This is a genomic window from Pseudomonas sp. FP215, from assembly GCF_030687795.1.
Taxonomy (GTDB): domain Bacteria; phylum Pseudomonadota; class Gammaproteobacteria; order Pseudomonadales; family Pseudomonadaceae; genus Aquipseudomonas; species Aquipseudomonas salmasensis.
Genome location: NZ_CP117447.1, coordinates 4,126,660 through 4,152,133, shown reverse-complemented (window position 1 = coordinate 4,152,133; position 25,474 = coordinate 4,126,660). Strand labels below are relative to the sequence as shown.

The window sequence follows — 25,474 nt, the reverse complement described above, 5'->3', positions numbered from 1 at the left end:
CTGCCATGTTGAAAGTCAGTGTTTATCGCTACAACCCTGATCAGGACGCTGCGCCGTTCATGCAGGAATTCCAGGTCGATACCGGCGGTAAAGACCTGATGGTGCTGGATGTATTGGCACTGATCAAAGAGCAGGACGAAGGTTTCTCCTATCGTCGCTCTTGCCGTGAAGGTGTGTGCGGTTCCGACGGCATGAACATCAACGGCAAAAACGGCCTGGCGTGTATCACGCCGCTGTCCGCCGTGGTCAAAGGCAACAAGCTGATCGTTCGTCCACTGCCAGGTTTGCCGGTTATCCGTGACCTGGTCGTCGATATGAGCATCTTCTACAAGCAATACGAGAAAGTTAAGCCGTTTCTGCAGAACGACACGCCGGCTCCGGCCATCGAGCGTCTGCAGTCCCCGGAAGAACGTGAAAAGCTCGATGGCCTGTACGAGTGCATCCTGTGCGCTTGCTGCTCGACATCCTGCCCGTCCTTCTGGTGGAACCCGGACAAGTTCCTGGGTCCAGCTGCGCTGCTGCAAGCGTACCGCTTCCTGGCAGACAGCCGTGATACCAAGACGTCCGAGCGTCTGGCTTCGCTGGATGACCCGTTCAGCGTATTCCGCTGCCGCGGGATCATGAACTGCGTCAACGTATGTCCTAAAGGCCTGAACCCGACTAAGGCCATTGGTCACATCCGTAACATGCTGCTGCAAAGCGGCGTGTAACTGACGTTGTAGTAAAGCAGGACCGTTGTGCCCGTAAATGCTGCGGCGCAGGCTTCAACCGGCGCCGTAGTTTTAACTTGAGCAGCGACTTACAAAGCCGCGGCTCTTATTTTGAAGAAATGAGACAAGCAGGGGCATTCGGGTTGGTACCCGAACTATCAGCGTGATCCTAAGTGGCTTGTTTTGGTCGCTGCACTTGGCCTTTTGCAAGCAAACTCGGTGTTTTCGCCGGTGGTGTCCCCAAATCGAGGGTGACCAAGCATGCAAGAAAGCGTGATGCAGCGCATGTGGAACAGCGGCTATCTTTCAGGTGGTAACGCTGCCTATGTGGAAGAGCTTTATGAGCTCTACCTGCACGACCCTAACGCTGTGCCAGAAGAATGGCGCACCAAATTTCAGACGTTGTCTTCAGACGGCAACGCTGCCACCGATGTATCGCACGCAACAATTCGCGATCAGTTCGTGCTGCTGGCAAAGAACCAGCGCCGCGCCCAACCGGTTTCCGCCGGCAGCGTGAGCAGTGAGCATGAGAAGAAGCAAGTTGAAGTACTGCGACTGATCCAGGCCTACCGTATGCGTGGCCACCAGGCAGCCCAGCTTGACCCGCTGGGGCTGTGGCAGCGTCCTGCACCTGCAGACCTGTCGATCAATCATTACGGCTTGACCAATGCCGATCTTGATACGACCTTCCGTGCCGGCGACCTGTTCATCGGCAAAGAGGAAGCGAGCCTACGCGAAATTCACGAAGCGTTGCAGCAGACATATTGCCGCACCATCGGCGCTGAATTCACGCACATCACCGATTCCGAGCAGCGCCACTGGTTCCAGCACCGCCTGGAAGGCGTGCGTGGCCGTCCGGTATTGTCCGCCGATGTGCGCGGCCACCTGCTGGAGCGCGTGACCGCGGCCGAAGGCCTCGAGAAATACCTGGGAACCAAATACCCAGGCACCAAGCGTTTCGGCCTGGAAGGCGGCGAAAGCCTGATTCCGATGCTCGACGAACTGATCCAGCGTTCCGGTTCCTATGGCACCAAGGAAATCGTGATCGGCATGGCTCACCGTGGTCGCCTGAACGTGTTGGTCAACACCTTCGGCAAGAACCCGCGCGAGCTGTTCGACGAGTTCGAAGGCAAGAAGAAGGTCGAGCTGGGTTCCGGTGACGTTAAATACCACCAGGGCTTCTCGTCCAACGTGATGACCACCGGCGGTGAAGTTCACTTGGCCATGGCATTCAACCCCTCCCACCTGGAAATCGTTTCGCCAGTGGTCGAGGGTTCGGTACGTGCTCGCCAGGATCGTCGTAACGACGCCACCGGTGAGAAAGTGCTGCCGATTTCCATCCACGGTGACGCGGCATTCGCCGGCCAAGGCGTGGTCCTGGAAACGTTCCAGATGTCGCAGACCCGCGGCTTCAAGACCGGCGGTACCGTTCACATCGTCATCAACAACCAGGTGGGTTTCACCATCAGCAACCCGTTGGATGCGCGCTCCACCGAGTACGCCACCGACGTTGCCAAGATGATCCAGGCGCCGATCCTCCATGTGAATGGCGATGATCCGGAAGCCGTGCTGTTCGTGACCCAACTGGCTGTCGACTACCGCATGCAGTTCAAGCGTGACGTGGTCATCGACCTGGTTTGCTACCGCCGTCGCGGTCACAACGAAGCGGACGAGCCAAGCGGCACCCAGCCGTTGATGTACCAGCAGATCACCAAGCAGCGCACCACCCGTGAGCTGTACGCCGAAAGCCTGACCAAGGCCGGCGTGGTTGACGATGCGCGTGTTCAGGCGAAAGTCGACGAATACCGCAACGCGCTGGACAACGGCCTGCATGTAGTGAAAAGCCTGGTCAAGGAACCGAACAAAGAGCTGTTCGTTGACTGGCGCCCCTACCTGGGTCACACCTGGACTGCACGTCACGATACCTCGTTCGATTTGAAGACGTTGCAGGAACTGTCCGCCAAGCTGCTGGAAATTCCGGAAGGCTTCGTCGTACAGCGCCAGGTTGCGAAGATCTACGAAGACCGTCAGAAGATGCAAGCCGGCGGCCTGCCGATCAACTGGGGTTACGCCGAAACCATGGCGTACGCGACCCTGGCGTTCGAAGGTCACCCGATCCGCATGACCGGCCAGGACATCGGCCGCGGTACGTTCTCGCACCGTCATGCTGTATTGCACAACCAGAAAGACGCGGGCACCTACATCCCGTTGCAGAACCTGTACGAAGGCCAGCCACGTTTCGACCTGTACGATTCGTTCCTGTCCGAAGAAGCCGTACTGGCGTTCGAATACGGTTACTCGACCACCACGCCAAACGCGTTGGTGATCTGGGAAGCCCAGTTCGGCGACTTCGCCAACGGTGCCCAAGTGGTGATCGACCAGTTCATCACCAGCGGCGAGCACAAGTGGGGCCGTCTGTGCGGTCTGACCATGCTGCTGCCACACGGTTATGAAGGTCAGGGGCCAGAGCACTCCTCGGCCCGTCTGGAGCGTTACCTGCAACTGTGCGCCGAGCACAACATCCAGGTGTGCGTGCCGACGACCCCGGCCCAGATCTACCACTTGCTGCGTCGCCAGGTGATCCGTCCGCTGCGCAAGCCGCTGGTGGTACTCACGCCGAAGTCGCTGTTGCGTCACAAACTGGCCGTTTCGACCCTGGAAGATCTGGCCCAAGGTTCGTTCCAGACCGTGATTCCAGAGATCGACACGCTGGACGCCGCCAAGGTCACTCGCCTGATCCTGTGCAGCGGCAAGGTCTACTACGATCTGCTGGAAAAACGCCGTGCCGAAGGCCGCGAAGACATCGCCATCGTGCGTATCGAGCAGCTTTATCCGTTCCCGGAAGATGACCTCATGGAGATCATCGCGCCTTACACCAACCTCACGAACGTTGTGTGGTGTCAGGAAGAACCGATGAACCAGGGCGCCTGGTACAGCAGCCAGCATCATCTGCGTCGCAGCATCGGCAACCACAACAAGGCCCTGGTCCTTGAGTACGCCGGTCGTGATGCTTCTGCTGCACCTGCCTGTGGTTATGCGTCGATGCACGCCGAGCAGCAGGAAAAACTGCTGCAAGATGCTTTCACTGTTTAACGCCTTCGCGCTGACTGAAACCGAATTTTAAGGACCTACAGATAATGGCTATCGAAATCAAAGCCCCGTCATTCCCGGAATCGGTTGCCGATGGCACCGTTGCCACCTGGCACAAGAAACCAGGCGAGGCCGTCAAGCGTGACGACCTGATCGTCGACATCGAGACCGACAAAGTCGTTCTGGAAGTGTTGGCCGAAGCTGACGGCGTGCTGGGCGCGATCGTTGCTGAAGAGGGCGCTACCGTTCTGTCGAACCAGGTACTGGGTTCGATCGAAGAGGGCAGCGCTGCTGCCGCTCCTGCTCCTGCCGCCGCTGCACCGGCTGCTTCTGCCCCTGCTGCACCGGCTGCGGGTGGCGAAGACCCAATCGCTGCACCGGCTGCACGTCAACTGGCGGAAGAAAACGGCATCAACCTGGCTTCCATCAAGGGCACTGGCAAAGATGGCCGCGTGACCAAGGAAGACGTGGTTGCCGCCGTTGAAGCCAAGAAGAACGCTCCGGCTGCCGCACCTGCCAAGGCTGCAGCGCCTGCTGCCGCTGCGCCTGTGTTTGCCGCTGGCGACCGCACCGAGAAGCGCGTACCGATGACTCGCGTACGTGCCACCGTGGCCAAGCGCCTGGTTGAAGCACAGTCGAACATGGCGATGCTGACCACCTTCAACGAAGTCGACATGACCGAAGTCATGGCCCTGCGTTCGAAGTACAAGGACCTGTTCGAGAAGTCCCACAACGGCGTGCGCCTGGGCTTCATGTCGTTCTTCGTGAAAGCGGCCACCGAAGCGCTGAAGCGCTTCCCGGCAGTCAACGCTTCCATCGACGGCGGCGACATCGTTTACCACGGCTACTCGGATATCGGCGTTGCCGTCTCCAGCGACCGTGGCCTGGTGGTTCCAGTACTGCGTAACGCCGAGCTGATGAGCCTGGCCGAAATCGAAGGCGGCATCGCCGGCTTCGGCAAGAAAGCCCGTGACGGCAAGCTGACCATCGACGAGATGACCGGCGGTACCTTCACCATCACCAACGGTGGTACCTTCGGTTCGATGATGTCGACGCCGATCGTCAACCCACCGCAAGCCGCGATCCTGGGCATGCACAACATCATCCAGCGTCCGATGGCCATCAACGGCCAGGTTGTGATCCGCCCAATGATGTACCTGGCACTGTCTTACGATCACCGCCTGATCGACGGTAAAGAAGCCGTGACGTTCCTGGTGACCATCAAGAACCTGCTGGAAGACCCGGCTCGCCTGCTCCTGGACATCTGATAGAAGCAGTTGCACGTTGCGAGCTACAAGCTGTAGGAAAAAGCAGCTTGGCTTGCAACGTGTGGCTAGAAGCTTGTCGCAAATAGAGGATCTATTTTCATGACACAGAAATTTGACGTTGTAGTGATTGGTGCAGGCCCTGGCGGCTATGTTGCCGCCATCAAGGCCGCGCAACTGGGCCTCTCCACTGCTTGCATCGAAAAATACACCGACAAGGAAGGCAAACTGGCGCTGGGCGGTACTTGCCTGAACGTAGGTTGCATTCCGTCCAAGGCGCTGCTGGACAGCTCCTGGAAATTCCACGAAGCCCAAGACGGCTTCGCGATCCACGGCATCAACCATGCTGGCGTGACCATGGACGTGCCAGCAATGGTCGGCCGTAAAGCCAACATCGTCAAAGGCCTGACTTCCGGCGTTGCCACCTTGTTCAAGGCCAACGGCGTGACGTCGATTCAAGGCCACGGCAAGCTGCTGGCTGGCAAGAAAGTTGAAGTCACCAAGCCAGACGGTTCGGTTGAAGTCATCGAAGCCGAAAACGTGATCCTGGCCCCAGGTTCGCGTCCAATCGACATTCCGCCTGCACCTGTCGATAACAACGTGATCGTTGATTCGACCGGCGCCCTGGAATTCCAAGCCGTACCTAAGCGCCTGGGCGTGATCGGCGCTGGCGTGATCGGTCTGGAGCTGGGTTCGGTATGGTCGCGTCTGGGCGCTGAAGTCACCGTGCTGGAAGCCCTGGATACATTCCTGCTGGCTGCCGACACCGCGGTGTCCAAGGAAGCGCTGAAAACCCTGACCAAACAAGGTCTGGACATCAAGCTCGGCGCCCGTGTTACCGGTTCCAAGGTCAACGGCGAAGAAGTCGTAGTGACCTACACCGATAAAGACGGCGAGCAGACCATCACCTTCGACAAGCTGATCGTCGCCGTGGGCCGCCGCCCAGTGACCAACGACCTGCTGGCTTCCGACAGCGGCGTGAACATCGACGAGCGTGGTTTCATCCACGTTGACGATCATTGCGCCACCACCGTGCCTGGCGTCTATGCCATTGGCGACGTGGTTCGTGGCATGATGCTGGCCCACAAGGCTTCCGAAGAGGGCATCATGGTTGTTGAGCGCATCAAGGGTCACAAGACCCAGATGAACTACGACCTGATCCCATCGGTTATCTACACCCACCCGGAAATTGCATGGGTCGGCAAGAACGAACAGCAGTTGAAAGCTGAAGGCGTTGAAGTTAACGTCGGCACCTTCCCGTTTGCCGCTTCTGGCCGTGCCATGGCAGCTAACGACACCGGTGGTTTTGTCAAAGTCATCGCTGATGCCAAGACTGACCGCGTATTGGGCGTCCACGTGATTGGCCCAAGCGCTGCAGAACTGGTTCAGCAAGGCGCAATCGGCATGGAATTCGGCACCAGTGCCGAGGACCTGGGCATGATGGTCTTCTCCCATCCGACCCTGTCCGAAGCGTTGCACGAAGCCGCGTTGGCAGTGAATGGCGGCGCCATCCACATCGCCAACCGCAAGAAGCGCTAAGCGAGATAATAAGAAACCACGGCGGAGTTGCCCGTCGTGAGCCTTGCGCGCAAGACTCACCGCGGAATATCCGCTGGACGCAGCCTTGCGCAGCTTTACGGGCCATAAGCCCCGCAAGTTGCGCAAGCAGCAGTCACAGGTGGCGCGGCACTCATAATGAGCGCAGCGCCGAATGCGCAGTACCTAACGAAGACGGTAAAAAGCATGAATCTTCACGAGTATCAGGGTAAGCAGCTGTTCGCTGAATACGGCCTGCCAGTTTCCAAGGGCTACGCAGTAGACACCCCGGAAGCAGCAGCAGAAGCTTGCGACAAAATCGGCGGCAGCGAGTGGGTTGTCAAAGCCCAGGTCCACGCCGGTGGTCGCGGTAAAGCGGGCGGCGTCAAGCTGGTTCGCAGCAAAGAAGACGCCAAGGCCTTCGCACAGCAGTGGCTGGGCAAGCGTCTGGTGACTTACCAGACTGATGCCAATGGCCAACCAGTCACCAAGATCCTGGTTGAATCGTGCACTGATATCGCTAAAGAGCTGTACCTGGGCGCTGTCGTTGACCGTTCGAGCCGTCGCATCGTGTTCATGGCTTCCACCGAAGGTGGCGTGGACATCGAGAAAATCGCTCACGAAACCCCAGAAAAAATTCTGAAGGCCACTATCGATCCACTGGTTGGCGCGCAGCCATTCCAGGGTCGCGAACTGGCTTTCCAGCTGGGTCTGGAAGGCAAGCAAGTTGCCCAGTTCGCCAAGATCTTCGTTGGTCTGGCCAAACTGTTCCAGGATCACGATCTGGCCCTGCTGGAAGTGAACCCGCTGGTGATCAAGGCTGACGGCGATCTGCACTGCCTCGACGCCAAGATCAACATCGACGCCAACGCCATGTACCGTCAGCCTAAGCTGAAGACTTTCCACGATCCGTCGCAAGACGATCCGCGCGAAGCGCACGCTGCCAAGTTCGAACTGAACTACGTAGCCCTGGAAGGTAACATCGGCTGCATGGTCAACGGTGCTGGCCTGGCCATGGGTACCATGGACATCGTCAACCTGCATGGCGGCAAGCCAGCCAACTTCCTCGACGTAGGTGGTGGCGCTACCAAGGAACGCGTTACCGAAGCGTTCAAGATCATCCTGTCCGACTCCAACGTCGCTGCAGTACTGGTCAACATCTTCGGCGGCATCGTTCGTTGCGACATGATTGCCGAAGGCATCATCGGTGCAGTGAAAGAAGTCGGCGTTAAAATCCCGGTTGTTGTTCGCCTTGAAGGTAACAACGCTGAACTGGGCGCTAAAGTACTGGCAGAAAGCGGTTTGAACATCATCGCGGCTACCAGCCTGACCGACGCTGCTCAACAAGTTGTCAAAGCTGCGGAGGGCAAGTAATGAGCGTCCTGATCAATAAAGACACCAAAGTTATCTGCCAGGGTATTACCGGTTCGCAAGGTAGTTTCCACACCCAGCAAGCCATCGAGTACGGCACCCAGATGGTGGGTGGCGTAACGCCAGGCAAAGGCGGCACCGAGCACCTGGGCCTGCCCGTGTTCAACACCGTGAAAGAAGCCGTAGAAGCCACTGGCGCCACCGCCAGCGTGATCTACGTTCCAGCTCCTTTCTGCAAGGACTCGATCCTGGAAGCGGCATTCGGCGGCATCAAGCTGATCGTCTGCATCACCGAAGGCATTCCTACCCTGGACATGCTGGACGCTAAAGTTAAGTGCGACGAGCTGGGCGTAGTCCTGATCGGCCCTAACTGCCCAGGCGTGATCACCCCAGGCGAATGCAAGATCGGCATCATGCCAGGTCACATTCACTTGCCAGGTAAAGTCGGTATCGTTTCCCGTTCCGGCACCCTGACCTACGAAGCTGTGAAGCAGACCACTGACGCCGGTTTCGGTCAGTCGACTTGCGTCGGCATCGGCGGTGACCCGATCCCAGGCTCCAACTTCATCGACATCCTGAAGCTGTTCCAGGAAGACCCGAAGACCGAAGCGATCGTAATGATCGGTGAGATCGGCGGTTCGGCTGAAGAAGAAGCGGCTGCCTACATCAAGGCCCACGTGACCAAGCCGGTTGTTTCCTACATCGCTGGTGTGACTGCCCCTGCGGGCAAGCGCATGGGCCATGCTGGCGCAATCATCTCTGGCGGCAAAGGCACTGCAGACGAGAAATTCGCTGCACTGCAAGACGCAGGCGTTAAAACCGTGCGTTCGCTGGCAGACATCGGCAAGGCCCTGGCCGAGCTGACCGGTTGGGCTGTCAAGTAAGCCTCGCGCTTAGCTGACGCTTCACCACACAAAGGCCACCTTCGGGTGGCCTTTGTGCATTCTGGGCTTGCGAACATTGCCCTCTGTAGGAGCGAGCTTGCTCGCGAAAAACCTCAACGATAACGCGTGCTTCCTGAATGAGCGCGGCGCCTGTGAGTTTTTCGCGAGCAAGCTCGCTCCTACAAAACCTGAATGGGCAAATTAAGTATGAAAACGCGACATTCAAATGTCGCTTATCGGACAGTCCGCCCCGCAACAGTGCGTTTGTCAGCCTAATTCTGTACTCTAGCCGCCTCTTTATGCGTCCGCGTCCCAAAAGGAAGCTGCGCGCTAGACCGGTCGGTCCCCACAAGGGCCGGCAGCATTTCCCTCATCCATAGGGAAGCCCTCTCTAAATTCCGATTCAGTAGTGTGGTATTTCCTCAAATGAAAGTGTTGAAAAGCCAGGATATCCTGGCGCTGGGCTTTATGACCTTTGCCCTGTTCGTGGGCGCCGGCAACATCATCTTCCCGCCTATCGTTGGTTTGCAGTCCGGGCCGCATGTGTGGATGGCGGCGCTGGGCTTTCTGATCACCGCAGTCGGTTTGCCGGTGGTCACGGTGATCGCCCTGGCCAAGGTCGGTGGTGGCATGGATGCGCTGAGCAGCCCGATTGGCAAGATCGCCGGTGGCCTGCTGGCGGCAGCGGCCTACCTGGCCGTGGGCCCGCTGTTTGCGACCCCGCGCACCGCAACCGTGTCGTTTGAAGTAGGCCTGGCGCCCTTGACCGGTGAAAGCCCGTTGGCGCTGTTCCTCTACAGCTCGGTGTATTTTTTGGTGGTGTTCTTTGTCTCACTGTACCCGGGTCGACTGCTGGACACCGTGGGCCGTTTCCTGGCGCCGCTGAAGATCATCGCCCTGGCCATTCTCGGTATCGCTGCGTTTGCCTTGCCTGCGGGTGAGGTGGGGGTTGCCACGCCGGAATACGTGGCCGCGCCGTTCTCCCAAGGCTTTATCAATGGTTACCTGACCATGGATACCCTGGGCGCCCTGGTGTTCGGCATCGTGATCGTCAACGCGATCCGCTCCCGTGGCGTCGAGTCGCCCAAGCTGATCACCCGCTACGCGATCATTGCCGGGCTGATTGCCGGCGTGGGCCTGGCGCTGGTGTACGTCAGCCTGTTCCGCCTGGGTTCGGGCAGCCATGCCGTGGCCGCGGGTGCCAGTAATGGCGCAGCAGTACTGCACGCCTACGTGCAATACACGTTCGGCTCCCTGGGCAGTGGTTTCCTCGCCGTGCTGATTTCCCTGGCATGCCTGGTGACTGCCGTGGGCCTGACCTGTGCCTGCGCCGAGTACTTCAGCAAGATCCTGCCACTGTCCTACAAGACCCTGGTGGTGATCCTGGCGCTGTTCTCGCTGTTTGTGTCCAACCTGGGCCTGACCAAACTGATTGCCTTCTCGATTCCGGTGCTGACCGCGATCTACCCGCCGTGCATCGTGTTGGTGGCCCTGAGCTTCTGCAAAGGGTTTTGGCAGGAACAGGGCCGTATTGTCGGCCCGGTGATGCTGGTGTCGTTCATCTTTGGCTGCATCGACGCACTCAAGGGCGCGGGCCTGGCGGGTTGGATGCCAACGCAGTTGGTAAACCTGCCGTTGAGCGAACAAGGCTTGGCGTGGCTGGTGCCGTCGGTGATGACGCTGGTGGCGGCGGTGGTGATTGACCGTATGCTGGGCAAGCGCAGCGAAGCCATCGCGTAACACGCGGTTTGTGCTGTACTGAAATGCCCCGTATCAAACGATACGGGGCATTTTTTTGAGTCGCAGGCAGTGTCTTTTTTTTGGGAATGGCGTCAAAAATCTCAAGTTGAAAACACTGGTCGGTGTGGGAGCTGGCTTGCCTGCGATGGCGGCACATCGGTTGGCGCGGTGGTGACTGCAAAGACGCTATCGCAGGCAAGCCAGCTCCCACATTTGGACTGTGTCGGCCCTATCATCCTGTGTACAAGGACCCGCATGTCGTTTGTCGAAACTAATCAAGTCCATCTGCTTGCCGCTCTTTGGTTCATCCTCTGCTGGGGCGGCTACACCCGTTACGCCACTTGGAAAGCCCGGGACACGGCGTGCCTGGCCAGTGTGTTGCACCTGTACCGTGAAGACTGGATGCGCCGCATGCTGCTGCGCGACAACCGTATCGCCGACGCTAGTGTGATCGGTAACTTGGAGCGCAATGCCTCGTTCTTTGCCTCCAGCACCTTGATCATCCTCGCCGGTATTCTCACGGTGCTGGGGGCTTCGGAACGCGCAGTGTCACTGCTGGCAGATATTCCCATGGTGCAGCAGGCATCCCAGGGCATGTCGGAGATCAAATTGCTGTGCCTGGCACTGGTGTTCGTCTACGCCTTTTTCACCTTCAGTTGGTGCATGCGCCAGTACAATTTCGCGGCAGTGCTGGTGGGCTCGGCGCCCATGATCGGTGAGCGGCATGTGTCGGAGCAGGAGCGCAAGGCATTTGCTTTGCGGGCGGCGCGAGTGATTTCGATGGCGGCCAACCAGTTCAACTTTGGCCTGCGTGCTTATTACTTCGGCATGACCATGCTGGCCTGGTTTGTCAGCCCCTGGTTGTTCATGTTGATGAGCAGCGGGGTGGTGTTGGTGCTGTACCGCCGTGAGTTCCATTCGGATGTATTGCAGGTGATGGTGTATACGCCAACCGATATGCCGGCAGTCGAGGCTGTAAAAGACGGCGCATCGTAGCGCTGGCAGCAAATAGCAGACAAAGAAAAGCCCGCTTAGTCAGCGGGCTTTCTTTTTGCTGCAATACAGCTTTAAACCGTGCGATTACTGCTTGGCAGGTTCTGCTGGTGCGGCAGGTGCAGCTTCTTTTGCAGCCGCTTCGTTCGATTCGGCCTGAGCTTTGGCAGCTTCGGCGTTTTCTTTCGCAGCGTCGTTCACTTTATCCTGTGCTTTAGCCATATCTTGCTGAGCTTGCTCAGAATGTGCAGCAGCGTCTTGGGCTTTGTCTTCGGATTTCTTGTCGCAGGCAGCCAGACCGAGAGCAGCGGCCAGCATCATGGAAATAGCTAATGTCTTACGCATGGGGTGTTTCTCCTTATTGAAGATATCTACTGGCCTTTCGAACCCAAGGGGCCAGCATTAGTTCCTTATGTCCCACAGATATATAGCATGTTTCGTACAGGAACTTTATCCAGTCATTCCCGTCCGCTGAATTCACACTAATAAGAGTCTAAAAACAATGACCGAAAACCCTTTGTTAGAGCGTGCCGTGCGCTTCGTTTCGGCCCTGCGCCATTGCCAGGTGCTGGGTGTGAGTGTTCATCAAGCCAGCGAGGAGGGCATGACCCTCGTACTGCCGTATGGGCCGCATATCGTCGGTGACCCCCTGAGCGGGGTGATCCATGGCGGCGCGCTCACCTCGTTGATGGACACCGCCTGCGGCATGGCGACCCTGTGCGTATTGCCCGAATTCGAAGTGTGCCCGACCCTGGACCTGCGTATCGACTACATGCATCCCGCCGAACCCCACAAGCCGGTCTATGGCTTCGCGCAATGCTACCGGGTGACCACCGACGTGATCTTCACCCGTGGCGTTGCCTATCAGGATGACCCGCAACAACCTATTGCCCATGTGGTGGGTACGTTCATGCGCATGGGCAAGCGCCTCAAAGGCACCCAAGGCTTGGGCACGGTCATCAAGGGAGAGCAGGCATGACGCATCGGTTCAAGACCCGCCTGGAGCAAGCCCTTGATCGTGGCGACTATGACGCGCTGCTCGAGTTGGTGCCCTATGCCAGGTTGATCGGCATCGAATGCACCCGTCTGGGGGATGAGTTGCTGTTTCGCCTGCCGGCCAACAAGGACAATATTGGTAACCCGATATTGCCAGCGTTGCATGGCGGGGTGATCGCCGGCTTCATGGAGCTGGCCGCCGCCCTGCACTTGCTGGTGTTCACGGGCGCTCCAGGCCTGCCGAAAATCATCGACTTCTCCCTGGATTACCTGCGCGCCGGCCAGTTTCGTGACACCTATGCCAAGTGCCAGGTATGGCGCCAGGGCCGGCGCGTGGCTAACGTGGCGATTACCGCCTGGCAGAGCACCCCGGCCGAGCCGATTGCCACCGCCCGGGCACATTTCAAAATTGAGGAATTGGCCCGCCCTTGAAATCCTGGCCTGAGCCCCCAACTTTGATGACAACCCGCCGCCAACCCTTTCGGGCGCGGCCACTGCCATCCAATTGGAGTTTGATGACCATGAGTGTGGAAACTCAAAAGGAAACCCTGGGCTTCCAGACCGAGGTGAAGCAACTGCTGCACCTCATGATCCATTCGCTGTATTCCAACAAGGAAATTTTCCTTCGCGAATTGATCTCGAACGCCTCTGACGCTGTCGACAAATTACGTTTCGAAGCCCTGTCCAAGCCTGAGTTGCTGGAAGGCGGCGCGGAACTGAAGATCCGTGTGAGCTACGACAAAGACGCCAAGACCGTCACTCTCGAAGACAACGGTATCGGCATGAGCCGTGACGATGCGATCACCCACCTGGGGACCATCGCCAAATCCGGCACCGCAGATTTCATGAAGAACCTGTCGGGCGACCAGAAAAAAGACTCTCACCTGATCGGCCAGTTCGGCGTGGGCTTCTATTCGGCCTTCATCGTCGCCGACAAGGTTGAAGTTTTCAGCCGCCGCGCCGGCCTCGACGCCAGCGAAGGTGTGCACTGGGCTTCCAAGGGCGAGGGCGAATTTGAAATCGCCACTATCGACAAGGCTGACCGCGGCACCCGCATCGTGCTGCACTTGAAAGCCGGTGAAGACGAATTCGCCGATGGCTGGCGCCTGCGCAACATCATCAAGAAGTACTCCGACCACATCGCGTTGCCGATCGAGTTGCCCAAGGAACAGACGGTTGCCGAAGGCGAAGAAGCCCCGGCGGTGGAGTGGGAAACCGTCAACCGCGCCAGCGCCCTGTGGACCCGTCCGCGTACCGAGATCAAGGACGAGGAATACCAGGAGTTCTACAAGCACATCGGCCACGACTACGAGAACCCGCTGAGCTGGAGCCACAACAAGGTTGAAGGCAAGCTCGAATACAGCTCGCTGCTCTACGTACCGGCCCGTGCTCCGTTCGACCTGTACCAGCGTGAAGCGCCAAAAGGCCTGAAGCTCTACGTGCAGCGTGTGTTCGTGATGGACCAGGCGGAATCCTTCCTGCCGCTGTACCTGCGCTTTATCAAAGGTGTGGTCGACTCCAACGACCTGTCGCTGAACGTGTCGCGGGAAATCCTGCAGAAAGACCCGATCATCGACTCCATGAAGTCGGCGCTGACCAAGCGCGTACTCGACATGCTGGAAAAACTGGCGAAGAACGAGCCTGAGCAATACAAGAGCTTCTGGAAAAACTTCGGCCAGGTGATGAAAGAAGGCCCGGCGGAAGATTTTGCCAACAAGGAAAAAATTGCCGGCTTGCTGCGTTTTGCTTCGACTCAGGGCGAAGACGGCGAGCAGGTTGTGTCCTTGGCTGACTACCTGGCACGCGCCAAGGAAGGTCAGGACAAGATCTACTACCTGACCGGCGAAACCTATGCCCAGGTCAAGAACAGCCCGCACCTGGAAGTCTTCCGCAAGAAAGGCATCGAAGTGCTGCTGCTGACCGACCGTATCGATGAGTGGCTGATGAGCTACCTCACCGAGTTCGACGGCAAGACCTTTGTCGACGTGGCCCGTGGTGACCTGGACCTGGGTAACCTGGACTCCGAAGAAGACAAGAAAGAAGCCGAAGAAGTCGCCAAGTCCAAAGAGGGCCTGGTGGAACGCATCAAGGCTTCCCTGGGCGAAGCAGTCAGTGAAGTGCGGGTTTCCCACCGCCTGACTGAATCCCCGGCGATCCTGGCCATCGGCGAGCAGGACCTGGGCATGCAGATGCGCCAGATCCTCGAAGCCAGCGGGCAGAAAGTGCCGGACTCCAAGCCGATCTTCGAATTCAACCCGTCTCACCCGCTGATCGAGAAACTCGATGGCGAGCAGAGCGAAGAGCGGTTTGGCGACCTGTCGCACATCCTCTTCGACCAGGCCGCCCTGGCAGCCGGCGACAGCTTGAAGGACCCGGCCGCGTATGTGCGCCGACTGAACAAGCTGTTGGTTGAATTGTCGGTTTAACACCGATGTAGAAAAACCCGCTTCGGCGGGTTTTTTCATTTGTAGGAGCGAGCTTGCTCGCGAAAAACGTCAACGATAACGCGTACATCCTGAATCAACGCGGTGCCCTGAAGTTTTTCGCGAGCAAGCTCGCTCCTACAGTCGCATTACCGTTTCTGCGTGTACCTCAACTGGAGTGAATGATGAGCCAAGTCACTGTACGTTCCGTGGTCTATCAGATTGATGGCCAGTCTTATGAAAGCCGACTGGCGTTCGATGCCAGCCACAAAGGCCCGCTTCCGGGTTTGCTGATGGCGCCGAACTGGATGGGCGTGAGTGCGGGGGCCGAAGAGATCGCCAAGGCCGTTGCTGGCAAAGGCTACGTGGTGTTGATTGCCGACCTCTACGGGCAAACCGTGCGGCCTTCAAATGGCGATGAGGCCGGTGCGGCGATGATGCCGTTGAAGAATGATCGCCCGCTGCTGAACAAACGCATGCAAGCGGCCTTCGAGCAACTGCAAGGCCAGACTGAAGCCGCAGTGGGCACGTCGAAACTGGCCACCTTCGGCTTCTGCTTTGGCGGTTGCTGCTCCCTGGAGCTGGCCCGTACCGGTGCGCCGTTGAAGGCCGCTGTGTCGTTCCACGGCACGCTGGATACGCCGAACCCGGCGGACGCGAAGAACATCAAGGGTTCAGTGCTGGTGCTGCATGGCGCCTCGGACCCGTTGGTGCCCAAAGAGCAACTGCCGGCGTTCGAAGATGAAATGAACGCGGCGGGTGTGGATTGGCAGTTGCTCAGCTACGGCGGCGCAGTGCATTCCTTCACCGACCCCCATGCCAATGTGCCAGGCAAGATGATGTACGACGCGAAGACCGCTGCTCGGGCGTTCCAGGCGATGCATAACTTGTTGGATGAAGTGTTCACGGGTTGATGCTTCGGCGCCTGTTGCGGCCTTTTCGCGAGCAAGCCCGCTCCCACATTTGACTGCGTTCACAGGTCGAAATGTGGGAGCGGGCTTGCTCGCGAATGCTATTTAACAGGCAACTCGATTCTTTCTGATTCCCCCGGCACAGTGGGCCAATCCCCAGCCGCCCAGCGCTGCCTCGCCTGCTCGATCACCGCCGGATCACTCGCCACAAAATTCCAGTTGATCCGCCGTGGCCCATCCAACGGAGCCCCGCCAAATACCATCAGGTGGCAATCACTCTCGGCATACAGGGTCATCTCCTGCCCGGTCGGCAATACCACCAGACTGTTCACCTCCAGCGCTTCACCATCCAACTGCACCTCACCCTCAAGCACATACACCGCAAGTTCCTCATGCTCATCGGCAATCAGCAGGGTCGTGGCGGTTTGCATCTGCACTTCGGCATACAGCGTCGGCGACAGCACCGGCACGGGTGATTTGAGGCAAAAACCATTACCGGCGATCAAGCGGATGTGCACACCGAGGTTATCGCTCACCGGCAAGCTCGCCGCGGGGTGATGGCTGTAGTGTCCCGGCCCGGTCTCGTGGTCCTTGGGCGAGGCCAGCCACACCTGCAGGCCATGCAGGTTGAAACCGCTGGCCTTGATCGCTTGCGGTGTGCGTTCGACGTGGGCAATCGCGCTGCCGGCGGTCATCCAGCTGACATCGCCGGCTTGCACCACCTGGTCTGAGCCAAGGCTGTCCTTATGCTGCAAGGCGCCTTCAAACAGGTAGGTGAGAGTGGACAGGCCAATGTGGGGATGCTGGCGGATATTCATGCCGGTACCGGGCGCGTAGCGGGTCGGCAGCATATGGTCGAAAAACACAAAGGGCCCGACGCTGCGGCATTCACGCGAGGGCAGGGGGCGCAGGATGGGCTGGCCTTCTACATCTTCGGGGCGAGGGCGAATTACGGTGAGGGTAGTCATGGGCATCCCAGTCTGAGCGGGTTGGATGCTTTGAGCATAACCCGCTCGGTGGGAAGTTGGGGCTATTGGCTGAAGGCGCCTTCCGACAATTTCGTCTCGATAGTGACTTCGGCGGTGGTCATCAGCTTATGTACCGGGCACTTATCGGCCACCCGATGCAGTTCATCGCGCTGGGCGTCGGTGAGTACGCCCTTGAGGGTCAGCTTGACGTTGAGCTTGTATTTACCCTTCTGCTCCTCGGCGCTGTCGTGGGTGACCTCCACGGTCACGCCGGTCAGCGGGATATCTTTTTTCTGCGCGTAGAGCCTTACGGTCAAGGCTTTGCACGACGCCAGCGCAGCATCGAAATAATCGTGAGGGGAGGGGGCCGAATCGTCACCGCCCAGGCTCTTGGGCAGGTCGGTAAACAGTTCGTGATTATTGATATTCACGCTGTGACGGAAGTTTTCAGCGTTGAGCGTATTGACGGTAACAGGCATGGCAAACCTCGTAAGGGCGCAGGATGAAGGTCATGCAGTTATAGAGCATGCTGGCACTCCAGTGTTCCGGTTTTTTCCATGCTGAACCCGCAAGGCTGGCGCAAGGTCTACCCGTATCCGCCCTTATTGAGGTTTTACCGTGTTTGGAGCCCGCCTGAGTCTCGCCTTGTTGCTCGCCGCCAGCAGCCTTGTCGCGCAGGCCCGTGACTATGCCTACAGCGACGCGCACCTGCATTACGTGGATTTTTTCCAGGAAACCGCCGGCATGGACAAGCTGCTCAAGGCCATGGCGGACAACCGCATTGAGCACGTCATGATTTCCGGGATTCCCGTGGCCAAGAAATGGCACGAAGACGAGCCCAAGCGCCCGCGCTACTACGCCGGTGATGACGCCGATGCCTATTGGTACAGCGCCACGGATGTGATCGTCGCGGCGGCGGTCAATAAACTTTCCCCCGCGCAACGCCAGCACTTTCATCCGTTCCTGGCCGGTTTCAATCCCAACGACAAGAACTCTGCGGCCCATATCCAGCGCATGCTCGACCTCAACCCAGGGCTGTGGCAAGGCATTGGGGAAGTGTTCACCCGCCACGATGACCTTACCGCCCTTACCTCGGGTGATACGCCGCGCGCCAATAACGAAGCCATGACGCGCATCTACCACCTGGCAGCCGAAAACGATCTGCCGGTGATGCTGCATTCCAACATCACCTCCAAACGTGAGCGCAACCCGCTGTACCTGGCGGAAGTCGAGCAGCCGCTACGCAACCACCCGCACACGCGTTTTATCTGGGCCCATGCCGGTACCAGCAAGGAAATTCACCGTCATCAGGTGCAAATGGATTTTTTGCTGCCCACCTTGAATCGTCTGCTTGAGGCGTATCCCAACCTGTATATCGACTTGTCCTGGAGCATGCTCACGCCGTATCTGCTGGATGAGGCGGGTAACCCTCGGCCTGAGTGGGTAAAGCTGGTGGAGCGCTTCCCGGATCGCTTCATGCTCGGCTCCGACGTGGTGGGGCGCTTCAATAAGTTGGGCAAGGAAATGCGCCGCTTCGACCCTTTCCTCGATGCGTTGCCCGAAGACGTTGCCCACAAGGTCGCGCGCGACAATTTTCTGGCCATCCTGCCCAAGCCGCATCGCGATGGCGATGCGCGTTGATATCGCGTTTTGGTCTTACGCCAATGACCTGAGGTGCCGATAACGTCCAAGAGACCCGCTGCAGGTGGATGCAGTACTTTTGGAAGGAACCCTGGCATGAATATCCGCAGTTTGAATATCGCCCCTCGCGCCGGCCTGGGCTTTGGTGTGCTGGCGTTGATGGTGTTCGTCTTGGGCGGCTTTGCCCTGTTGCAGATGGCCAATATGCGCCAGCAGTCGGACCAGGTGGAAACCAACTGGCTGCCCAGCGTGATGGCGGTGGGGGAGATGAACCAGGACGTGTTGCGCATTCGGGCCCTGACGTTGCGCTTGCTGGTCAACCGCGACCCCCAGGCGGTGGCGCAGAACGAGCAGAAAATCGCCGAGATCAAAACCGATTTGCATCACGCTGAAGGCGTGTACGAGGCGTTGATTGTCTTGCCTGAGGAGCGCGTGCTGTTTGATCGCTTCAAGGTCGAGCAGCAGCAGTACCTGCAACGCCAGGAGCAGGTGGTGGGCCTATCCAAGGCCAATCGGCTGGAGGAGGCCATTGCGGTGGTCAATGGCGAAATGAATCAGATGGCCGACCAAATGGCTGTCACCCTGCGTGAGCTGGTTAATCTGAACAAGTCCAGCGCCAACGAGGCCGCCCGGCTGGCACAGCAGGTGTTCAGCCAGTCGCGGGTCTGGGTGATGGTCATGATTGGCGTCACAGCGTTGATCACGATCGGCCTGGCGGTGTGGCTCACGCGCAGCATCGTGCTGCCGCTGGCGCAGTCATTGAAAGTGGCCCAGGGTGTTGCCAGTGGCGACTTGACCGGCGAGATCAGGCTCAGTGGCAGCGACGAGCCGGCGCGCTTGCAGCAGGCGCTCAAGCGCATGCAGGAGAGTTTGCGCGACACTATCCGGCGCATATCTGAATCGTCGAACCAATTGGCGTCCGCGTCTGAAGAGCTCAGTTGCGTCACTGAGGATGCGACCCGTGGTTTGCACCAGCAGAACCAGGAAATCGAACAGGCGGCCACGGCAGTCAATCAGATGACGGTGGCGGTGGAGGAGGTGGCGAGCAATGCCGTGGCCACTTCCCAGGCATCTCGCGAATCCGACCGGATTGCCCAGCAAGGGCGTGAACAGGTGCAGCAGACGGTGGTGTCGATTGAAGCCCTGGCGACCGATGTGACCGCCAATGTGACCCAGGTCGAGGAGTTGGCGCAAAAGGTCTATGGCATCAGCACAGTGCTGGACGTGATTCGCTCGATTGCCGAGCAAACCAACTTGCTGGCCCTGAACGCGGCAATTGAAGCGGCGCGAGCCGGGGATGCCGGGCGCGGGTTTGCGGTGGTGGCCGATGAGGTGCGGGCCTTGGCCCATCGCACGCAACAGTCGACCCAGGAAATCGAACAGATGATCAGCGGCATTCAGCAGGGCACCGACCTGGCCGTTAGCTCGATGCAGCAGAGCAACACGCGGGCGCGGTCCACGTTGGACATCGCCAAATCGGCGGGCATGGCCCTGGAAGAAATTGCCTCGGCGTTTACCTTGATCAACGAGCGCAACCTGGTGATTGCCAGTGCCTCGGAGGAGCAGGCGGCGGTGGCCCGAGAGGTGGATCGCAACCTGATGAATATCCGCGACCTGGCGCACCAGACATCGACCGGGGCTAACCAGACCAGTGCGGCGAGCCAGGAGCTGTCGCGGTTGGCGGTGGATCTGAATTCGATGGTGGCGCGGTTTTCGGTGTAGGGCTGGGGGGCGGGTTGGCCCATTCGCAGCATAGGTATCCACACAACTTGGTGGGCAGTAGCCGCCAACGGTAACCACGATGCGAAGCGAGCCGCTCTTGATCTTGATCTGCTTGTGATCTTGATCTCAGGCGCCCCGTTAAACCACGCTGGCCGGAATTCGACAGTGATTTGGGGGGTAAACCGGCAGGGATGCCGGTTTAGCCGCCCCGCGCCATGGATGGCGCGTGGCGGCGGCCCCCCAAATCACTGGCGGATTACGGGCACACCGAGCCTAAGCGAGGTGCCGAGTGGTGGGGCAAGAGCGTTTTGCTTACTTTTGCGCTTTTCAAAAGTGAGCCGCCGTCAGGGCGGAACCCTAAGTGGCCGTTACCTAAATAACGGATATGTACCCGGTCCAACTGTGTTGACTATCAGGCCGTCTTCGCAGGCAAGCCAGCTCCCACAGTTTGATCGCGGGGCGGCAGGTAGATAAGTGTCGGCTGTCAGGCCGTCACGGAAGCAAGCTTCCTCGCCACAGGTCCAGCGTCGCACCAAAGTTGTGTAGATGCCTATGCCCTTCGCAGGCAAGCCGCCTCTTATCAAACAAAAAATAACTCATTGTTTTTGCTCTTAAAAATCACGCCGCTTTAACTAGCTGCATCCCCAGCTTGCGTGCCTTGCGCTCCAAGGCACGCATCTGCCGATCACGGCTCCTTTCTTCAAATTCCTCGATCCCTTTCTCTACATAAGGCTGGCCTTTGGTCAGCATCGCGTAGATCAAGCGCGCCAGTTGATGGGCTGTCGCTTTGATCGCGCAACAGGTATCCATTCGGGTCAGGCGAGCGCGATGGCTGGCACCGATAAAGCTTTTGTCATTGCGGGCGATTGAGGCTGCCTGCTTCAGGGCTTGTGCGGCTCGATTGATAACCTTCACGGTTTTACCGGGAAGGGGCTTGCCCCCTGAGATCCTCGTCGGTGGAGCAAGTCCGAGCCAAGAGCAGAAGTGCTGTGAGGTGGGGAATCGTGACAAGTCCGCTCCCAACTCACTAGCTAAGACCAGTGCGGTGTCGATTCCTATAGTGGGGATCGCGGTTAAATCCACCCCCATTACCTTGTTCAAGGCTCGATGCAGGATCAACTGTTGCTCATTCGAACGGTGCGGATTACGTAGTGTTTTACTGGGCGCGATAACATCCGCTTGAAGAGTCGGCAGCCGTTCAAGTGCATAAGCAATGGCTTGGTCGCACTCACCAATCTGTTTTTCCAAGAAATCATAAGCCGCCAATTCCTGACTCAGCGCATGCAAGTGCTCTGCTCGCCAGTTACCCCGTAGGCTGCGGGCGACCGTGGCTTGGTCGGCTTTAACACGCTTGTCTCTAAGCATTGCGAGTACATCGGGATCGCGCTCGCCTTCAACGATTGCCCGCAAAATACTCATGCCTGTGACCCCGGCTATATTGCTGATGACTTGAGCCAACTGGATGTTCATCTGGACCAAAGCCTTTTGCATCCGGTTGAGGGCTTTGGCTTGGTCGCGAACTTTATTGCCACGCTGACGAACCAGTGAACGCAGTGAGCACACGCCGTCCGAAGGCCGAAAAGCGCCTCGTAACAGACCGTGTGTCATAAGCTGAAGTATCCACTGGCAATCAAGGACGTCGGACTTGCGCCCGGTTATTTGCCGAGTTGCACGGGAGTTAACGAGGTAGACCTCAAAACCGCGTCTATCCAGAATCTCGAAGAGCGGGATCCAATAAACCCCGGTCGCCTCCATCGCCACCACCTTGACGCCCATGGACTCAAACCAATCGGCCATGGCATACAAATCATCAGTGAAAGTAGAAAAGCGCCTAACGGGCTCATCGCATTTCGTCGGATCAACAGCGGCCAAATGCTCACGCCCGCCCACATCAACAGCACCGCAGTCAGGATGGATAACGGCGTTTTTCAAGGTAGTTGTCGCGTCCACCGTCGCGCTACGCGATTTTTATTACCACGGTCAGCTCCTTTTCGGGGTTCAGATACACCGTCCCGATAGGGTTCCAGTTGCGTGTCTCTCCTGACCATCGTTCCGGTCTTTTCTCTCTGGCCTGCCGGTATATCGCATCTCGACGAGCCAAGATTTCTCGGTCTTTTCCTTCATGACGTTGAGCCGGTGTTACGAAGCGGATCCGGCTATGACGGTGCACGGTGTTGTACCAGGTCATAAAATTCCTCACCCAGATACGCGCATCATCCAGGCTGGTAAACCCTGCCTGTGGCCACTGCGGGCAGTATTTCAGTGTCCTGAACAGTGATTCCGAGTACGGGTTGTCGTTGCTAACCCGTGGTCGACCGCGAGACGGCGTGATGCCCAGGTCATACATCTTGGTCAGTAACGTCACCGATTTCATTGGTGCACCATTGTCCGAGTGAAGCACCAGCGGCTGGCGCCAACACTTCTCCTGAGTCACGCTTCGTTGCAGCAACGCTGCCGCCTTTTCCCCGCTCTCGGCTTCATAAACTTCCCAGCCCACGGCTTTTCGGCTGTAGATGTCTTCGATCAGATAGAGGTAGTAAAATTTCCCGCGAACCGGGGACGGCAAGTAGGTGATGTCCCATGACCACACCTGATTAGCTGAAGTCGCTGCGTAAGTGGTCGGTGCCTCATGGCGATGCGGTCGCTTGGCTCTGGATCGGTGATGCTGCTGACCTGCCGCATGCAGCACACGATAAAAAGTCGCCTCCGAGGCTACATATCTTCCTTCATCGGCCAATTGCGGCACGATCTGGCTTGGCGGGAGGTGCGCATAAGCTTTGCTGTTGCACAGCGTCACGATGCCTTGTCGCTCAAGCTCACTGAGCGCGTTGTTCGGTATCGGCCTGAGCGTCGTCGTGCGTCCATCTGCCAAGAGTTCTTGCGGCAAGCTCCAGCGTTGCAGCGTCCTCAGTGAAATGCCTACCTCCTGACAAGCAGGCGCCCTGCGGGCGCCCGCCAGAATGGCTTCATTAAGCCAATCAACGAGTAAATACCGTTCTGGCAACAAGGTCAGGTGGCCTCGTCGTCGCTCCCCCAGTAGGCATTGAGCTTTTTTCGTAGTACCAGTAAGGCCGCTGTTTCAGCCAGGGCTGCATCTTTGCGGCGCAACTCACGTTCAAGTTCACGGATACGATTTTTATCATCCCGTGACTGTCCGGAGCTTGCAGTTTTCGCGGTTGACTGTTTCGTGCTGCCGGCGATAAAAGCGTTGCGCCAATCGGTTATTTGCTCGGGAAAAATACCTTTTCGTCGGCAGTACTCACCGATTTCCAGTTCCGATAGCGAACCTGTTTCTATGATGATCGCCAGCTTGGATTCGGCTGACCAATTTTCGGCCGGTTGCTTGGCATCGGACAATTGCGTTCCTCTGGCGGCAGCTTGTTTGCGCCAATAATGGAGAGACATATCGCTACAACCTTCGCGCCGAGCGACCTCCGCCGCCGAGAGGCTCAGGGGCGGAAGCATCATTTTCAGCAGCGCAGCTTTACGTTCTTCTGAATAGAAAGGCATGACCATACTCTTGCCGCCCCCGGAATGCTTTTCAAAAAGCGGGGGACACGACAACTACCCTGACACCGGGGGATAACCTCAAAACGCTTTTGGTTCTTGCGCGCCATGACAATTCCTCGCAGGATTGAATGACGCGTGCGGGGTACACGGTGGCGAGCGGATTCACTCTCTTATACGTGGTCACAGCTTGCTGTGCCGACAATGACTCCACGCCGATACCGTGCAGGCCACTCTCCCACTCGGGTGCTGTCACACCAGTGTTGGCTACGGCCTTTGCCCCGCACGCGTTCTTAAACCTTACGATGAACCAGTTTGATGCGCGACAGCGCTATGTCGAAGACTTAGTGGGGCCTCCCACATTCGACTGTATTCACAATTCAAAGGTGGGAGCTGGCTTGCCTGCGATGAGGGCGACGCGGTTTCAAATCAACGCGCAAAAAAAAGCCCCGAACCAGTCGGGGCTTTTTCATGTGATCAACCTGCGGGGCTTACTTGCCCTGCCAGCGCTTCAGTACCAGGGTGGCATTGGTGCCACCAAAGCCAAAGCTGTTGCTCATCACGGTATCGATCTTGGCGTTTTCAACGGTCTTGGTCAGGATCGGCATATCAGCCACAACCGGATCAATCTCGTCGATGTTGGCCGAGCCGGCCATGAAGTTGCCTTCCATCATCAGCAGGCAGTAGATCGCTTCGTGAACGCCAGCGGCGCCCAGGGAGTGACCCGACAGGCTCTTGGTGGAGCTGATCTTCGGAGCCTTGTCGCCGAATACCGCACGCACGCCTTCCATTTCCTTGGCATCGCCGACCGGGGTCGAGGTGCCGTGGGTGTTCAGGTAGTCGATTGGGGTGTCAACGGTGGACATTGCCATCTGCATGCAGCGGATGGCGCCTTCACCGCTTGGCGCAACCATGTCGTAGCCGTCGGACGTCGCGCCGTAGCCGACGATTTCCGCGTAGATCTTGGCGCCACGGGCCAGGGCGTGTTCCAGCTCTTCAACCACGACCATGCCGCCACCGCCGGCGATGACGAAACCGTCACGCTTGGCGTCGTAGGCACGGGAGGCTTTTTCCGGGGTTTCGTTGTACTGAGTAGACAGTGCGCCCATGGCGTCGAACAGGAACGACTGGCTCCAATGCTCTTCTTCACCGCCGCCGGCGAAGACGATGTCCTGCTTGCCCAGCTGGATCTGCTCAACGGCAGTCCCGATGCAGTGGGCGCTGGTGGCGCACGCGGAGGAGATCGAGTAGTTCACGCCCTTGATCTGGAATGGCGTGGCCAGGCAGGCGGAAACGGTGCTGCCCATGGTCCGCGTGACACGGTACGGGCCGACGCGCTTCACGCCTTTTTCGCGCAGGATGTCCAGCGCTTCCATCTGGTTGAGGGTCGATGCGCCGCCGGAGCCGGCGATCAGGCCGGTGCGTACGTTCGAAACCTGGTCTTCGCTCAGGCCGGAGTCGGCGATTGCGTCTTTCATGGCCAGGTAGGCGTAGGCGGCAGCGTGGCCGACGAAGCGATAGATCTTGCGATCGATCAGTTCTTCGAGGGGCAGGTCAATGGAGCCGGAAACCTGGCTACGCAGACCCATTTCGGCATATTCCGGGTTGAAGCGGATGCCAGGGCGACTTGCACGCAGGTTAGCGGTGACGGTCTCTTTGTCATTGCCCAGGCAAGAAACGATGCCCAGACCAGTGATAACGACGCGGCGCATGCGGA

General features: G+C 58.3%; 20 protein-coding genes. 14 read left to right on the top strand and 6 right to left on the bottom strand.

The features are described from left to right. Positions 1–5: 5 nt before the first annotated feature. The 8 genes from PSH76_RS18675 (at position 6) to PSH76_RS18640 (ending at position 11,592) form a co-directional block, all read left to right on the top strand. A complete protein-coding gene (locus PSH76_RS18675; RefSeq protein ID WP_003172807.1) occupies positions 6–710 on the top strand; it encodes a succinate dehydrogenase iron-sulfur subunit in 705 nt (234 codons plus the stop codon). A gap of 261 nt (positions 711–971) precedes the next feature. Further along, positions 972–3,803, top strand: a complete 2,832-nt coding sequence (locus PSH76_RS18670; protein ID WP_032892637.1) for a 2-oxoglutarate dehydrogenase E1 component — start codon at positions 972–974, stop codon at positions 3,801–3,803. A 44-nt stretch (positions 3,804–3,847) separates the two neighbouring features. Beyond that, positions 3,848–5,068 carry a 2-oxoglutarate dehydrogenase complex dihydrolipoyllysine-residue succinyltransferase gene (gene odhB, locus PSH76_RS18665; protein WP_003190009.1) on the top strand — a complete coding sequence of 407 codons (1,221 nt, stop codon included), beginning with the start codon at positions 3,848–3,850 and terminating at the stop codon, positions 5,066–5,068. 99 nt (positions 5,069–5,167) lie between these two features. Continuing rightward, positions 5,168–6,604, top strand: a complete 1,437-nt coding sequence (gene lpdA, locus PSH76_RS18660; protein WP_003190010.1) for a dihydrolipoyl dehydrogenase — start codon at positions 5,168–5,170, stop codon at positions 6,602–6,604. Positions 6,605–6,808: 204 nt separating this feature from the next. Next, complete coding sequence (gene sucC / locus PSH76_RS18655) at positions 6,809–7,975, top strand: ADP-forming succinate--CoA ligase subunit beta (RefSeq protein ID WP_003190011.1); 1,167 nt, start codon at positions 6,809–6,811, stop codon at positions 7,973–7,975. After that, entirely contained in the window at positions 7,975–8,856 is an 882-nt protein-coding gene (sucD, locus tag PSH76_RS18650) for a succinate--CoA ligase subunit alpha (protein ID WP_003190013.1), read from the top strand. Before sucC ends, sucD begins: the two co-directional genes overlap by 1 nt. Before the next feature lie 426 nt (positions 8,857–9,282). Further along, complete coding sequence (brnQ, locus tag PSH76_RS18645; protein WP_047710425.1) at positions 9,283–10,596, top strand: branched-chain amino acid transport system II carrier protein; 1,314 nt, start codon at positions 9,283–9,285, stop codon at positions 10,594–10,596. A 255-nt stretch (positions 10,597–10,851) separates the two neighbouring features. Beyond that, the gene (locus PSH76_RS18640; RefSeq protein WP_305492704.1) at positions 10,852–11,592 is read left to right on the top strand and encodes a DUF599 domain-containing protein; all 741 of its coding nucleotides are present in this window, start codon (positions 10,852–10,854) and stop codon (positions 11,590–11,592) included. 84 nt (positions 11,593–11,676) lie between these two features. Here the strand turns inward: PSH76_RS18640 and PSH76_RS18635 are convergent, their stop codons facing one another. Beyond that, a complete protein-coding gene (locus PSH76_RS18635) occupies positions 11,677–11,934 on the bottom strand; it encodes a hypothetical protein (protein ID WP_003190018.1) in 258 nt (85 codons plus the stop codon). 157 nt (positions 11,935–12,091) lie between these two features. On the opposite strand from PSH76_RS18635, the gene PSH76_RS18630 reads away from it, so the two are divergent. The 4 genes from PSH76_RS18630 (at position 12,092) to PSH76_RS18615 (ending at position 15,922) form a co-directional block, all read left to right on the top strand. Beyond that, entirely contained in the window at positions 12,092–12,568 is a 477-nt protein-coding gene (locus tag PSH76_RS18630; protein WP_032892630.1) for a PaaI family thioesterase, read from the top strand. Further along, the gene (locus PSH76_RS18625) at positions 12,565–13,017 is read left to right on the top strand and encodes a PaaI family thioesterase (RefSeq protein WP_138763469.1); all 453 of its coding nucleotides are present in this window, start codon (positions 12,565–12,567) and stop codon (positions 13,015–13,017) included. Before PSH76_RS18630 ends, PSH76_RS18625 begins: the two co-directional genes overlap by 4 nt. A gap of 89 nt (positions 13,018–13,106) precedes the next feature. Further along, positions 13,107–15,011: a molecular chaperone HtpG gene (gene htpG, locus PSH76_RS18620; RefSeq protein ID WP_032897536.1), complete on the top strand. Its 1,905-nt coding sequence runs from the start codon at positions 13,107–13,109 to the stop codon at positions 15,009–15,011. A gap of 182 nt (positions 15,012–15,193) precedes the next feature. Continuing rightward, complete coding sequence (locus tag PSH76_RS18615; protein ID WP_305492703.1) at positions 15,194–15,922, top strand: dienelactone hydrolase family protein; 729 nt, start codon at positions 15,194–15,196, stop codon at positions 15,920–15,922. Between the two features lie 98 nt (positions 15,923–16,020). Here PSH76_RS18615 and PSH76_RS18610 read toward each other — a convergent pair whose 3' ends face one another. Then, positions 16,021–16,887, bottom strand: coding sequence for a pirin family protein (locus tag PSH76_RS18610; RefSeq protein ID WP_305492702.1), 867 nt, complete (start codon positions 16,885–16,887; stop codon positions 16,021–16,023). A 62-nt stretch (positions 16,888–16,949) separates the two neighbouring features. After that, positions 16,950–17,366, bottom strand: coding sequence for an OsmC family protein (locus PSH76_RS18605; protein WP_057703709.1), 417 nt, complete (start codon positions 17,364–17,366; stop codon positions 16,950–16,952). Positions 17,367–17,505: 139 nt separating this feature from the next. Here PSH76_RS18605 and PSH76_RS18600 point away from each other — a divergent pair, with 139 nt between their 5' ends. Together PSH76_RS18600 and PSH76_RS18595 are read left to right on the top strand one after the other, a co-directional pair. Further along, a complete protein-coding gene (locus PSH76_RS18600) occupies positions 17,506–18,528 on the top strand; it encodes an amidohydrolase family protein (RefSeq protein ID WP_305492701.1) in 1,023 nt (340 codons plus the stop codon). A gap of 96 nt (positions 18,529–18,624) precedes the next feature. Further along, the gene (locus tag PSH76_RS18595; RefSeq protein WP_032892625.1) at positions 18,625–20,250 is read left to right on the top strand and encodes a methyl-accepting chemotaxis protein; all 1,626 of its coding nucleotides are present in this window, start codon (positions 18,625–18,627) and stop codon (positions 20,248–20,250) included. Positions 20,251–20,868: 618 nt separating this feature from the next. On the opposite strand, the gene PSH76_RS18590 is transcribed toward PSH76_RS18595, so the two are convergent. The 3 genes from PSH76_RS18590 to fabB form a co-directional block, all read right to left on the bottom strand. Continuing rightward, positions 20,869–22,182, bottom strand: coding sequence for an IS110 family transposase (locus tag PSH76_RS18590; RefSeq protein ID WP_305492700.1), 1,314 nt, complete (start codon positions 22,180–22,182; stop codon positions 20,869–20,871). A gap of 25 nt (positions 22,183–22,207) precedes the next feature. Then, a protein-coding gene (locus tag PSH76_RS18585; protein WP_305492516.1) for an IS3 family transposase occupies positions 22,208–23,760 on the bottom strand; the annotation gives its coding sequence in 2 pieces (ribosomal slippage) (positions 22,208–23,298 and positions 23,298–23,760; 1,554 coding nt in all). Between the two features lie 488 nt (positions 23,761–24,248). Next, entirely contained in the window at positions 24,249–25,469 is a 1,221-nt protein-coding gene (fabB, locus tag PSH76_RS18580) for a beta-ketoacyl-ACP synthase I (protein ID WP_003190033.1), read from the bottom strand. Positions 25,470–25,474: the final 5 nt, after the last annotated feature.